Origin of the sequence: Kluyvera sp. CHPC 1.2972 (assembly GCF_036759925.1) — a bacterium.
GTDB lineage: Bacteria > Pseudomonadota > Gammaproteobacteria > Enterobacterales > Enterobacteriaceae > Kluyvera.
The window spans coordinates 69,723-82,477 of sequence record NZ_JAPKIB010000005.1 but is presented as its reverse complement, the minus strand read 5'-3'; the positions used below and the strand labels follow the sequence as shown (position 1 = coordinate 82,477).

The window sequence follows — 12,755 nt, the reverse complement described above, 5'->3', positions numbered from 1 at the left end:
GGAAAAGCCGACTTCTGGAAGTAGCAAGTGAGCCAATACTAATAACGATGAAAGGCATGGCAACTATGTACAAATCCATTCAATCAGAGGCGTGGTGCAAGAAAAGCCTACTGGTAACCTCTTTGCTTGCAGCGATTTATCAGACTTCTGCCGTTGCGGCTGACACACAGGACAAAACTGCGGCGGTAGACAGCGCCGAGCAGATGACCGTCACAGCGCCCGCACCGGTGCTGAAACCGGGTAGCCAGCACGCCATTAGTGCGCAGGAGCTGCAGGACAAAGGAGCCAACGACTTTGGTTCCATCATGCGCTATGAACCTCTGATTGGCGCGACCGGCTCCAGCGGCGGCTCCGGCAACGGCAAAAGCGGCTTCGACCGCGGCGGCTACACCGGCTACAACATTCGCGGGCTCGAGAGCAACCGCGTCGGTATCGACGTGGACGGTATCGCCCAGCCGAACGCCACCGGCCGTAGCTACGTTAGCCGCGCCGGCCAGAACACCTTCGGCATTGGCCGCGACTACATTGACCCGTACATGTACGGCAGCGTCGATATTCAGTCCGGTGCCACCGATACCGAAACCGCCAACTCTTCTATCGGCGGCAACGTCTCCTTCCAGCCGAAATCGGCGGACGACTATCTGCACCCGGGCAAAACCAGCGCCTTTAGCTACCGCAGCGGTTACGACTCTGCTGACCGCAGCTGGCACAACGGCCTGACGGCGGCAGGCGGTGATGAAACCCTGCGCGGGATTTTCGTCTACAGCCGTCGTGATGGTCAGGAGACCACCACCAATAGCTCAAGCGTCGACGCTTTCCCGGCAAACTGGCACTCTGACGCATTTATGACCTCGGGGATCTGGCAACCAAACGATCAGCATAAACTGACCAGCACCCTCGACTACTACCATAAAACCAACCATACCCATTATGACGTCTGGAACGACAGCGGCAGCAAGACCATTGGTAACGCGCAGCAGACCAGCCAGACCCGTCGCTGGGGGCTGAGCCTGAAAGATGACTGGACGCCGATGAACGACTTCATCGACAGCATGTCCACCAAGGTGTACTACCAGCACACCGAAGCACACGACCAGACCTACATGCCGGACAGCTTCACCAATACCATGGAAACGGTCTACTCGAACTACGACACCGACACCTGGGGTATGCAGACGGCATTGGCAAAAACGCTTGGCCGCCACGACCTGAGCGCTGGCTTTAACGCCAGCACTACCAAAACCCAGCGTCCGTTCAGCCAGTCGCCGGTTCCGAGCGTCTTCACCGAGATTATGCAGCCGGAAGCAGACAGCCGTGAGTACACGGTAGCTGGCTTCCTGCAGGATCAGATCAACTTCGATCTCGACAGCCATAACCTTGCGGTGATCCCAGGCATTCGCGTGGTGCATCAGTCCACCAAGCCGGAGAACCTTAGCAGCCTGACCACTAACAGCACGGTGCTGACGGAGTCGTCGGTTTCTAAGCTGTATGGCAAAAATTCAGATACTCAGGCGCTGCCGTCACTGACCTTCCAGTACGACGTGACGCCGCGCCTGATGACCTATTTGCAGTACAAACGCGGCGCGGAGTTCCCGAACACCAGCCAGCTGTACGGTTCATGGAACCTCGGTTCCAGCTACGCGGGCCGCGGCCAGTACGCGCTGATCGGCAATACCGATCTGAAAACCGAGACCAGCGACAACTTCGAATGGGGTATGAAGGGCGAGGTGACCGAAGGGATCACCATGCGTACCGCGCTGTTCTACAACAGCTATAAAAACTTTATTGCCTACACCCGTTACACTCGCTCAAACAACCCGAGCCAGTTCACTAACGTACCGTCAAACATCTACACCATTTATCAGGCGGAAAACCGCGATAAAGCCTATATCTACGGCGGTGAAATCAGCGCGAAGTTCAACTTCGGCACCTGGTTTGAGCAGGTTGATGGCCTGAGCGCAACTCTGGCCTACGGTTACAGCGAAGGGCAGTCGAAATCCAGCTACTACGGCGACAAATATGTCGACCTTGATAGCGTTGCGCCAATGAAAGCCATCGTCGGCGTGGCGTGGGATGATCCGTCCAAAGTTTACGGTACCGCGCTGACCGCCACCTTCGTGAAAGGCAAACGCGCTACCCCGACCAACCGTGAAAGCTACACCAACACTGGCGGCGCGCTGACGGATTCCACCAGCGAATATATGCGCGTACCTGGCTACGGCATGCTCGACTGGACGGCCTATTGGCGCGTGGCGAAGAACGTCCGTATCAACGGCGGCGTGTATAACCTGACCGACCGTAAATACTGGGACTACCTGAGCAGCCGCAACATTGAAACGTCCACCAACCAGGACGCCAATGATAAATCGCTGGCGGTCATGCCGGGCCGTACCTGGCAGCTGGGCGTTAACGTCGATTTCTGATAACAACATCAATGAAACCTGCCCCCGGCCACTGGCCGGGGTAATTATAAGGAAGAGAGCTATGCAAAACGCACCAACCGAACTGTGGCAGCGCTATCAGGACGTTAAAGCCAATGGTACTGCCAAATACGCTCGCGACATCGCTGCCGTGATGGGCATCAGCGAAGCGGAGCTGACCGAAGCACGCGTCGGCCACGATGCCGTTCGCCTGCAGGATAATGCACGCGCAATCCTCGCCGCGCTTGAAAACGTGGGCGAAACCAAATGCATCTGCCGCAACGAATATGCAGTTCACGAGCAGGTTGGCGCTTTCACCCACCAGCACCTCGACGGCCATGCAGGCCTGGTGCTGAATCCACGCGCGCTAGATTTGCGTCTGTTCCTGAGCCAGTGGGCCAGCGCGTTTCACGTCAACGATCAGGGTCGCGAAAGCATTCAGTTCTTTGACCCGCACGGCGACGCGGTGCTGAAGGTTTATACCACCGACGCCACGGACAGCGCGGCCTGGCAGGCGCTGATTGCTGAACAGACGTCATCAAACCCAACGCCGCTGGCCCTTCGCCCGGTAGAAAATGCCCGCTACGCCGAGACGGCAGACGGTGCGGCGCTGGAAAAAGAGTGGCGCGCGATGACCGACGTGCATCAGTTCTTCGTGCTGCTGCGCAAATACAACCTCTCACGCCAGCAGGCTTTCCGCCTGGTGAGCGATGACCTGGCCTGCCGTATCGACACCGAAGCCCTGCCTCGCCTGCTGGAAACCATCCAACAGGACGGCAACGAATTTATGATTTTCGTCGGCAACCGCGGCTGCGTGCAGATCTTCACCGGCACGCTGGAGAAGCTGACGCCAATGCGCGGCTGGATCAACATCTTCAACAGCACCTTCACCCTGCACCTGCGCGAAGAGACTATCGACGAAGTGTGGGTAACCCGCAAACCGACCGTGGACGGCCACGTGACCAGCGTGGAGCTGTTTGCCAAAGACGGCACCCAGATTGCGCAGCTGTACGGCCAGCGCAGCGAAGGTCACCCAGAGCAAACGCAGTGGCGCAACCAGGTGGATAGCCTGACGGCGGAAGGCCAGACCGTATGAAACGCCTGCTGATACTGTTAGCCGCGCTGCCGCTGTTCTCCAGCGCCGCCGAGCGCATTATCACCCTGGGCGGCGATGTCACCGAAATCGTCTACGCGCTGGACGCGCAGTCTCAACTGGTGGCGCGCGATAGCACCAGCACCTGGCCCGCGGCATCCCAGTCGCTGCCGGATGTCGGCTATCTTCGCCAGTTGAGCACCGAAGGCATCCTCTCGTTGCGCCCGACGCTGGTTCTTGCCAGCAGCCAGGCGCAGCCGTCGCTGGTGCTGCAAAAGGTGGAAGGCAGCAAGGTGAAGGTGGTGAACGTGCCGGGCGGCTACGACGCTGCGGCGATGGACGGTAAAGTGCAGGTCATTGCCGACGCGCTGGGCAAGCAGACGCAGGGCGATGCGCTGCGTAAAACGCTGCATGACGATATGGCGAAAATCCCGGCGCAGCCGCTGAACAAGCGCGTGCTGTTTATCCTCAGCCACGGCGGTTCCGGCGCGCTGGTGGCCGGTCAGCAAACGGCGGCAGACGGCGCCATCAAGCTGGCTGGCTTACAGAACGCCATGCAGGGTTTTGACCACTACCGCACCATGTCGCAGGAAGGGGTCATCGCCAGCCTGCCGGATCTGGTGGTGATCTCCGCTGATGGCCTGAAAGGTATGGGCGGTGAAGCCGCGCTGTGGAAGCTGCCGGGGCTGGCGCAGACGCCTGCCGGGCGCAACAAACAGGTGCTGGTGATTGACGATATGGCGCTGCTGGGCTTCGGCCCGCGCACGCCGCTGGCGTTGCAACAGCTGCGTCAGAAAGCGGAGCAGTTGCACTGATGAACGTCACCGCCTCACGCCAGCTGTGGCTGATGGTGCTGCTGCTCGTTGCCCTGACGCTGTTTGCCACCACGCTAGGCGCCATGCGCCTGCCGCTGGCGAGTATCTGGCCGTCGGGAGATGAGGTGCTGCGCCATATCTGGCTCACCATCCGCCTTCCCCGCGTCCTGCTAGCGCTGCTGGTTGGCAGCGCGCTGGCGCTCTCCGGCTGCGTGATGCAGGGGCTGTTTCGCAACCCGCTGGCGGACCCAGGGCTGCTCGGGATCAGCAGCGGCGCGGCGCTGGCGGTTTCATTCTGGGTGGTGCTGCCGATTTCGGTGCCGGTGCTGGTGGCGCTCTACGCGCCGATGCTGGCGGCGTTTATCGGCAGCCTGGCGGTGATGGCGGTGATTTTTGTCCTCAGCAAAGCGGGAGACGGTTCGCTCTCCCGCCTGCTGCTGGTCGGGATTGCGATTAACGCCCTGTGCGGCGCGCTGGTGGGCATGCTGTCGTGGATTAGCAACGACACGCAGCTTCGCCAGATGTCGCTTTGGGGAATGGGCAGCCTGGGGCAGGCCGAGTGGCCAACGCTGCTGGTCGCCGCCACGCTGATTCTCCCTGCCTCGCTGGTGGTCTGGTGGACGGCAGCGCGTCTGAATTTGCTTCAGTTGGGTGATGAAGAGGCGCACTACCTCGGCGTCAACGTGCGGATGCTACAACGTCTGTTGCTGTTGTGCAGCGCGGTGCTGGTGGCCGCTTCGGTGGCCATCAGCGGCGTCATTGGTTTTATCGGGCTGGTGGTGCCGCACCTGATGCGCATGTGGCTAGGGCCAGATCACCGGGGGCTTATCCCCGGTTCTCTGCTGGCAGGCGCAATTTTACTGCTGATTGCCGATACCCTCGCCCGCACCATCGCCGCACCCGCCGAAATGCCGGTTGGTCTGCTGACCAGCCTGCTCGGTGCGCCGTGGTTCCTGTGGCTTATTTTCCGTCAGGAGAGGGGGATGCGTGGATAACCAGTACATTGCACGTTCGCTATCGCTGAAGCTCGGTAAACGCCGGGTGATTGATAACGTCTCGCTGGCGCTACAGCCCGGTGAAGTCACGGCGCTGATTGGCCCCAACGGCGCAGGGAAATCGACCTTGCTGCGGCTGTTGACCGGTTTTTTAACCGCCGACAGCGGCGAGCAACATATCGAAGGTAAAGCGCTTAGCGCGTGGTCCGCCTCCGCCCTTTCCCGCCGCCGCGCGGTGATGCTGCAGCGTACGCAGCTCAACGCCAACTGGCCGGTAGAAACGGTGATTGCAATGGGACGCGCGCCGTGGGGAACGCAGGTTGATCCGGCGCTGATTGCGCGAGTGATGGCCGAAACCGGCTGTACGCACCTGGCAGGCCGCCTCTACCCGGCGCTTTCCGGCGGCGAACAGCAGCGCGTACAGCTGGCGCGAAGCCTGGCGCAGCTGTGGAGTGAAGATGGCCCGCAGGGCTGGCTGTTTCTGGATGAGCCCACCTCGGCGCTGGACCTTTACTATCAGCAGCATCTGCTGCGGCTGCTGAAAAAGCTGACCCGACGCGGCAAGCTGCACGTCTGCATCGTGCTGCACGACCTCAACCTCGCCGCGTTATGGGCCGACTCAATACTGCTGCTACATCAGGGAAAGCTGGTGGCGCAGGGCACGCCGCAGGAGGTGATTCAGCAATCAGTGATTCACCGTTGGTACGGCGCGGAAATTGCGATGCATCAGCACCCGGAAGCGGCGGTACCGCAGATTTATCTGACACCTTAATAAAGCGGGCGTGGCTTCACGCCCACTTTATTGCTCACGTGGGTCATTATTGCTTTATTTATTAAGTGCAGGCTAAACACCCACTATTGATAATGAGATATACGCATTCGTGACCAAATTCACAATTGAATAAAACGCCAATAGACAAATAAGTTAAATCTAATAATGTATATCCGTGTCTAATGGAGAGCATACATTATGAACTTCCACAATAGAACGTATAACACCGCAAAATGGTTTAATATTGACAACGTTATTGTCAATCACCGTCCTTAGCCCCTCATACGACTTCGCGTCCATATCATTGCAAACAGAAGCCTGAATTCTGTTTCTGATATCACATACCTATCTCAAGATAACTGTTTAATCGCAGCGATGTACCGCACGCATTTTTAATATGCCATGAGCGGGACTTGCCGCTATATAACGTTATCCGGTTAAGGTATTCGTATTGCGCCCAGATAATGGTTTTCATCATAAATGAATAACCTGCGGGACGAGTATGTCTAAAAAAGGATTAAGGATTACGCCATGAATAACTTTAAACATCTGCCAGAACCTTTCCGTATTCGCGTTATCGAGCCGGTGAAACGCACCACCCGGGAACATCGTGAAAATGCGATTATCGCCTCGGGCATGAACCCATTCCTGCTCGATAGCGAAGATGTCTTTATCGACCTGCTGACCGACAGCGGCACCGGCGCGGTCACGCAGAATATGCAGGCCGCCATGCTGCGCGGCGATGAAGCCTATAGCGGCAGCCGCAGCTACTACGCACTGTGCAACGCCGTTAAAGAGATTTTCGGCTATCAGTATACCATTCCCACCCACCAGGGACGCGGCGCCGAGCAGATCTATATTCCGGTATTAATTAAAAAACGCGAGCAGGAAAAAGGGCTGGACCGCAGCAAAATGGTCGCCTTCTCCAACTATTTCTTTGATACCACCCAGGGCCATAGCCAGATTAACGGCTGTACGGTGCGCAACGTCTATATTAAAGAGGCATTTGATACCTCTGCGCGTAATGATTTTAAAGGTGATTTTGATCTGCAGGGGCTGGAAAACGGCATTGAAGAGGTCGGCCCTAATAACGTTCCTTATATTGTTGCCACCATCACCTGTAACTCGGCGGGCGGCCAGCCGGTATCGCTGGCAAACCTGAAAGCGATGTACGCCATTGCGAAGAAATATGACATTCCGGTGGTAATGGACTCCGCGCGCTTCGCGGAAAACGCCTGGTTTATTCAGCAGCGCGAGCCGGGATACCGCGACTGGAGCATTGAAGAGATCACCCGCGAAACCTACAAATACGCCGATATGCTGGCGATGTCGGCGAAGAAGGATGCGATGGTGCCGATGGGCGGCCTGCTGTGCATCAAAGACGACGCCTTCTTTGACGTCTACACCGAATGCCGCACCCTGTGCGTGGTGCAGGAGGGCTTCCCAACCTACGGCGGCCTTGAAGGCGGGGCAATGGAGCGTCTGGCCGTTGGCCTGACCGACGGAATGAACCAGGACTGGCTCTCTTACCGTATCAAGCAGATTCAGTATCTGGTTGACGGCCTGGAGGCCATCGGCGTTACCTGTCAGCAGGCGGGCGGCCACGCGGCGTTTGTCGACGCCGGCAAGCTGCTACCGCACATTCCCGCCGAGCAGTTCCCGGCGCAGGCGCTGGCCTGTGAGCTGTATAAAGTCGCCGGCATTCGCGCCGTTGAGATTGGCTCCTTCTTACTGGGTCGTGACCCGAAAACCGGCAAGCAGCTCCCTTGCCCGGCAGAGCTGCTGCGCTTAACCATTCCACGCGCCACTTACACCCAAACGCATATGGACTTCATTATTGAAGCCTTTGAACACGTGAAAGAGAATGCGCCAAATATTAAAGGGTTAACCTTTACTTACGAACCGAAAGTATTACGACACTTCACCGCAAAACTGAAAGAAGTTTAATTCCCACCGATTCCAATGGCTATATCACTGATATAGCCATTGGAGATTCTGGCACCTGGCATCATTGATTATTTCTGACGACAACAGAAACGTAAACGTAAACGTTATCAATAAGGGAAGGCCATGGAAGAAGCGTCGAATACAAAACATTCCTCCTTCTGGGGAATTATGGTTATTGCCGGCACCGTCATCGGTGGCGGAATGTTTGCATTACCGGTTGACCTTGCTGGGGCATGGTTTTTCTGGGGTGCATTTATTTTAATTATCTCCTGGTTTTCAATGCTGCATTCCGGGTTACTGCTATTAGAGGCCAATCTTAACTATCCTGTAGGTTCCAGTTTTAATACCATCACCAAAGATTTAATCGGCAATAAGTGGAATGTGGTCAGCGGTATTACGGTCGCCTTCGTGCTGTATATTTTGACCTATGCCTATATCTCGGCCAACGGGGCGATCATCAGCGAAACCATCGCCATCAACGCCGGAACGCACGTTAACCCCCGTATCGTCGGTATCGGTAGCGCGGTGTTTGTCGCCAGCGTGCTGTGGGTTAGCTCCCTTGCGGCCAGCCGCATCACCTCCTTTTTCCTCGGCATTAAAATTATCGCCTTCGTGGTGGTCTTTGGCTCCTTCTTCTTTCAGGTCGACTACACCATTCTTCGCGATATCGCCGCGCCGGAAGCGAACAGCACTTATCTCCCCTATATTCTGATGGCGGTGCCGGTATGCCTGGCGTCGTTTGGTTTTCACGGCAACATTCCCAGCCTGATAATCTGCTACGGCAAACGCAAAGACAAACTCATTAAAAGTATCGTCTACGGTTCGCTGTTAGCGCTGGTTATCTACCTGTTCTGGCTCTACTGCACGATGGGCAACATCCACCGCAGCAGTTTTAAAGAGATTATTGCTTCGGGCGGCAACGTGGATGCGCTGGTGAAATCCTTCTTAGGGACCAACCAACACGGCGTGATTGAGTTCTTCCTGCTGATCTTCTCTAACCTCGCGGTCGCCAGCTCCTTCTTCGGCGTTACGCTCGGACTATTTGACTACCTGGCAGATCTGTTCAAGATGGGCAACACCCCGTGGGGCCGCTTTAAAACGCTGCTGCTCACCTTCCTGCCACCGGCGGCGCTGTACCTGATTTTCCCGAACGGTTTTATCTATGCCATCGGCGGCGCGGGGCTGTGCGCAACCGTCTGGGCCGTTATTGTGCCCGCATTCCTGGCGTTAAAATCGCGTGAGCGCTTCCCGGAGAAAACCTTTACCGTTTGGGGCGGCAAGGCCATTCCGGCGGTGGTTATCCTGTTTGGCGTCATGGTGATTCTGTGCTGGTTTGGCAGCACGCTGAATCTGCTGCCGAGATTTGGGTAAAGCAATGCGCCCTCGTCGGACGGCGAGGGCAATAATTATGATGAATATCACAAAAAACAGCATGGTATATTCATCCCCGAAATGACGGGGAACGCAGCGGCTCTATTTCAATGGCGTGAACAATATAAAATCTTTGTTTTGATGATCACAAAAGTAAAAAAACATAACTAGTTAATATGAAAACGCAATAGATTCCCCACAGTTATCTGTGTCAAAAAGAGCGTCTCATTCACTTACAAAAGTCGGGACGTGATTAGAATGCGTAAAAACATAATTCAAAATCGGCATGATGAATATCACAAATTAACACGGGGTGAGCGTATTGGTTATGGCATGGGTGACTTCGCACAAAATCTTGTATTTGGCACAATAGGTGGTTTTCTTGCTTTGCATATGTTAACCGTAAATACCATAAGCACAGCAACAGCAGGGTTTATATTTCTTTTCGTTCGCATTATTAACGTTTTTTGGGACCCAATGGTTGGTACCTATGTCGACAAAAGAAGCTCAAGCGCTGGCAAATATCGCCCCTGGATTTTAAGAGCAGGCATTCCACTCGTTATTCTTTCTGCATTACTGTTTGCCCCTATTCCTGGTGTCCGAGGCTCCGTTCCCTTTGCGTTTATCATTTATTTAGTACTGGATTTAGTTTATTCCGTTGTAAATATTCCTTATGGTTCTCTTAACGCATCATTGACACGAGACCCTGAGTCAATTGATAAGCTGACCAGCACACGAATGATGCTAGCGAACAGCGCTAATCTTCTCGTGTACACTCTGTTCCCTATGTTTGTACAAATGGCTTCACCAAAAGATCGCAGCCTTAAGGATACCGGTTTTTTTGGCCTTGAACTCAATATGGGTAACTATACCGACCCATCAGCAAATTACGCATGGTTTGGCGTATACTCAATTTATATGGTGATCGGCGCAGTAGCACTCTTCCTCTGTTATAAATTCACTAAAGAACGCGTTGTTGCAACAGCGGAACAAACGGCCAACGTCAAAACAACCGATCTCTTTATTGAATTGAAAAATAATCGACCGCTTGTCATTCTCGGGCTGTTTTTCATGTTAGCCTTTACCTTTATGTTCTTCATGAATACGGTTAATGGCTTCTTCAATCAGTTTGTTGTCGGTCATTCAGAATGGATGGGGGCAATTGGTCTTGTCGCTTCAATTCCAGGTATTCTCTTTCCGCTATTTTGGCCCAGACTCAAGAAAATATTTGGTAAAAAAGGATTCTTCCATCTCTTCCTCGGCATGTTTATTGTAGGTGAATTGCTGACTTACATTTGGTCACGTGAAGGCATGCATGATGCTCTTTGGCTTGCTTATATTGCAACATTCATTAAGCAATGGGGCTTAACGTCGGCGACAGGATTCATGTGGGCACTGGTTCCAGAAGTGATTGCTTATGGTGAATTAAAATCAGGGAAACGAAACGCCGCAATTATTAATGCGATCATGGGGCTTTTCTTCAAGATTGGCTTCACTATTGGCGGCGCTATCCCACTGTGGTTACTGGCTGCGTATGGCTTTAGCGAAGCGGGTGCACAACAAAGTGCGAATGCTATCGATGGGATTATTATGACCGCGGTTTGGATCCCTATCATCCTGGCCGCTGTTTCGATGTTCATTATTCAGACCTACCCTATCTCAGACCAAAATGTCACCGAGATTAACCGTCAACTTGATGAGGTACGGGTCTAGTTTAAAATGAAATAAACATGAGAGAATGGTTGATGAAACGCCCTCGCCGAACGCGAGGGCGAGAAGTTACTTCTGAATTAAATAACGGATGGTGGGCCCATCCTGCTGAATATCGAGCACGGTGTAACCGTGATTGCGTGCATCCACCGGGATGTTATTAATCGACTGCGGACAGTCGCTCACCACTTCCAGTATTTCGCCTTTCTTTAATTGTGGCATCGCTTCAAGCGTCGCCACTGCCGGGTACGGGCAAGGTTCGCCCACCATATCCAGACGGTAATCCGGGACGATCGTTTTCATACACTCTCCTTCGCTGCAAGGTTAGCAGTGGCGTTACGACGGAAGAATCGTTTTTCCCAGCCGAGAATTAACAGCAGCGCAATCAGCAACAGGCCGTAGGTGACCAGCAGGCCGCCGAGCGGGCCAAACGTGGTCAGCAGGTTAACTTTGTCCCAGCTCGTCGCGAGCGACGGGGAAATGTCGTCCCAGTAATAGGCCAGAATGGTCGAGCCAATGACGTTGCCGAGCCCCACCCACCAGTAGTGCACCTGTCCTTCAACGGCACGATACATCCAGCCGGTTTCACAGCCGCCTGCCAGTACAATACCGAAGCCGAACAGCAGACCGCCAATCACCGCATTCGGACCAGCCCACATGATTTTTGGTGCCACACCCAGCTGTACATAGCTGAAGATACCGATGGCACTCACTGCCATGCCAAAGATAATGGCCTTCGCCATTTGCGTACGCCCGGTGATCCACAAATCGCGGAACGCCGAGGTAAAGCAAATTTGCGCCCGTTCAATCAGCAGGCCAAAGCCCACGCCGAACAGCATCGCCAGACCCAGTTTCGGACTGCCCGCCGCCGTCAGCAACGCCCAGCCGACCATGCCGATAAACACCAGCATGCCCAGACGGAAACGACGACGCGCCTGCTCAGGACGCTGCGTCAACGGCGATGCCGCCGAGACTTTGACCATTTTGACCGGAATACGGAAGATAGGCAGCAGCGTGAAGCGGGCGCCAAACCATGAGCCGAGGGCCGTCGCCAGCGCGAAGAACCAGGCGTGCAGCGAGAACTGCGGAATGCCCGTAAAGAAGGCCGCGAGGTTACAGCCCATCGCCAGACGCGCGCCAAAGCCGGCAATCATGCCACCGACAATGGCCTGCAGAATACGGATGCGGCTTTTCGGCAAACGCAGCTTAACGTTATTGGCCCATAGCGCCGCGGCAAAGCAGCCGCCGAACATGCCGATAATCATCATGCCGTCGATACGCGTCAGCGGCGTGCCGTCGAGGCCAATCAGCTTGTAATAGCCCCAGGTCTCGGTATGCACGCCCGCCAGTTGCAGCAGTTGCCCGCCCCAGCGCGTGAACTCGCCCGTCACCGCCCAGAAGGTGCCGGTGATGCCGAAGTAATAGGTGGAGAGAATACCGGCCGCGATTACCGCAGGAACCGGAGACCAGAATTTGATCAGGAAGGTATGTTTAAATTGTTGCCATGTCATCGATGTTAGCCTCTGAACTCAGAAGGAGCCTTGTACGAAGAACCGCACAAGAGCCGGGGATTATAGCGGCTAACGCTTTCAGGAGAATGACAACCGTCGCAAAAGGTCGGTGAGATCAATT

General features: G+C 55.0%; 11 protein-coding genes. 9 read left to right on the top strand and 2 right to left on the bottom strand.

All coding sequences use genetic code 11. The annotated features are described in order from the left end of the window. The first annotated feature begins 65 nt into the window (after positions 1-65). The 9 genes from V6944_RS10605 to V6944_RS10570 all read left to right on the top strand — a co-directional run bounded on the left by V6944_RS10605 (position 66) and on the right by V6944_RS10570 (position 11,126). A complete protein-coding gene (locus V6944_RS10605) occupies positions 66-2,423 on the top strand; it encodes a TonB-dependent receptor domain-containing protein (protein WP_333498917.1) in 2,358 nt (785 codons plus the stop codon). A gap of 61 nt (positions 2,424-2,484) precedes the next feature. Then, the gene (locus V6944_RS10600) at positions 2,485-3,516 is read left to right on the top strand and encodes a hemin-degrading factor (protein ID WP_333498916.1); all 1,032 of its coding nucleotides are present in this window, start codon (positions 2,485-2,487) and stop codon (positions 3,514-3,516) included. Then, positions 3,513-4,328 (top strand): heme/hemin ABC transporter substrate-binding protein, encoded by an 816-nt coding sequence (locus tag V6944_RS10595; RefSeq protein WP_333498915.1) that lies wholly within the window; start codon positions 3,513-3,515, stop codon positions 4,326-4,328. Before V6944_RS10600 ends, V6944_RS10595 begins: the two co-directional genes overlap by 4 nt. Then, on the top strand, positions 4,328-5,323 hold the full coding sequence (locus tag V6944_RS10590; protein ID WP_333498914.1) for a FecCD family ABC transporter permease: 996 nt from the start codon (positions 4,328-4,330) through the stop codon (positions 5,321-5,323). Before V6944_RS10595 ends, V6944_RS10590 begins: the two co-directional genes overlap by 1 nt. After that, positions 5,316-6,095: a heme ABC transporter ATP-binding protein gene (locus tag V6944_RS10585; RefSeq protein WP_333498913.1), complete on the top strand. Its 780-nt coding sequence runs from the start codon at positions 5,316-5,318 to the stop codon at positions 6,093-6,095. The genes V6944_RS10590 and V6944_RS10585 overlap by 8 nt, the downstream gene beginning before the upstream one ends. 198 nt (positions 6,096-6,293) lie before the next feature. Next, entirely contained in the window at positions 6,294-6,371 is a 78-nt protein-coding gene (gene tnaC / locus V6944_RS23330) for a tryptophanase leader peptide (RefSeq protein ID WP_411000040.1), read from the top strand. A 255-nt stretch (positions 6,372-6,626) separates the two neighbouring features. Beyond that, positions 6,627-8,042, top strand: coding sequence for a tryptophanase (gene tnaA, locus V6944_RS10580; protein WP_333496675.1), 1,416 nt, complete (start codon positions 6,627-6,629; stop codon positions 8,040-8,042). Positions 8,043-8,165: 123 nt separating this feature from the next. Further along, positions 8,166-9,413, top strand: coding sequence for a low affinity tryptophan permease TnaB (gene tnaB / locus V6944_RS10575; protein WP_333498912.1), 1,248 nt, complete (start codon positions 8,166-8,168; stop codon positions 9,411-9,413). A gap of 273 nt (positions 9,414-9,686) precedes the next feature. Then, on the top strand, positions 9,687-11,126 hold the full coding sequence (locus tag V6944_RS10570) for an MFS transporter (protein WP_333499049.1): 1,440 nt from the start codon (positions 9,687-9,689) through the stop codon (positions 11,124-11,126). Positions 11,127-11,192: 66 nt separating this feature from the next. On the opposite strand, the gene yedF is transcribed toward V6944_RS10570, so the two are convergent. Beyond that, the gene (yedF, locus tag V6944_RS10565) at positions 11,193-11,426 is read right to left on the bottom strand and encodes a sulfurtransferase-like selenium metabolism protein YedF (RefSeq protein ID WP_035892595.1); all 234 of its coding nucleotides are present in this window, start codon (positions 11,424-11,426) and stop codon (positions 11,193-11,195) included. Then, complete coding sequence (yedE, locus tag V6944_RS10560; protein WP_333498911.1) at positions 11,423-12,634, bottom strand: selenium metabolism membrane protein YedE/FdhT; 1,212 nt, start codon at positions 12,632-12,634, stop codon at positions 11,423-11,425. Before yedE ends, yedF begins: the two co-directional genes overlap by 4 nt. Positions 12,635-12,755: the final 121 nt, after the last annotated feature.

Coding starts and splice junctions, on each gene's coding strand:
- V6944_RS10605 (WP_333498917.1), top strand. CDS start 66: ATGTACAAATCCATTCAATCAGAGGCGTGGTGCAAGAAAAGCCTACTG.
- V6944_RS10600 (WP_333498916.1), top strand. CDS start 2,485: ATGCAAAACGCACCAACCGAACTGTGGCAGCGCTATCAGGACGTTAAA.
- V6944_RS10595 (WP_333498915.1), top strand. CDS start 3,513: ATGAAACGCCTGCTGATACTGTTAGCCGCGCTGCCGCTGTTCTCCAGC.
- V6944_RS10590 (WP_333498914.1), top strand. CDS start 4,328: ATGAACGTCACCGCCTCACGCCAGCTGTGGCTGATGGTGCTGCTGCTC.
- tnaC (WP_411000040.1), top strand. CDS start 6,294: ATGAACTTCCACAATAGAACGTATAACACCGCAAAATGGTTTAATATT.
- tnaA (WP_333496675.1), top strand. CDS start 6,627: ATGAATAACTTTAAACATCTGCCAGAACCTTTCCGTATTCGCGTTATC.
- tnaB (WP_333498912.1), top strand. CDS start 8,166: ATGGAAGAAGCGTCGAATACAAAACATTCCTCCTTCTGGGGAATTATG.
- yedF (WP_035892595.1), bottom strand. CDS start 11,426: ATGAAAACGATCGTCCCGGATTACCGTCTGGATATGGTGGGCGAACCT.
- yedE (WP_333498911.1), bottom strand. CDS start 12,634: ATGACATGGCAACAATTTAAACATACCTTCCTGATCAAATTCTGGTCT.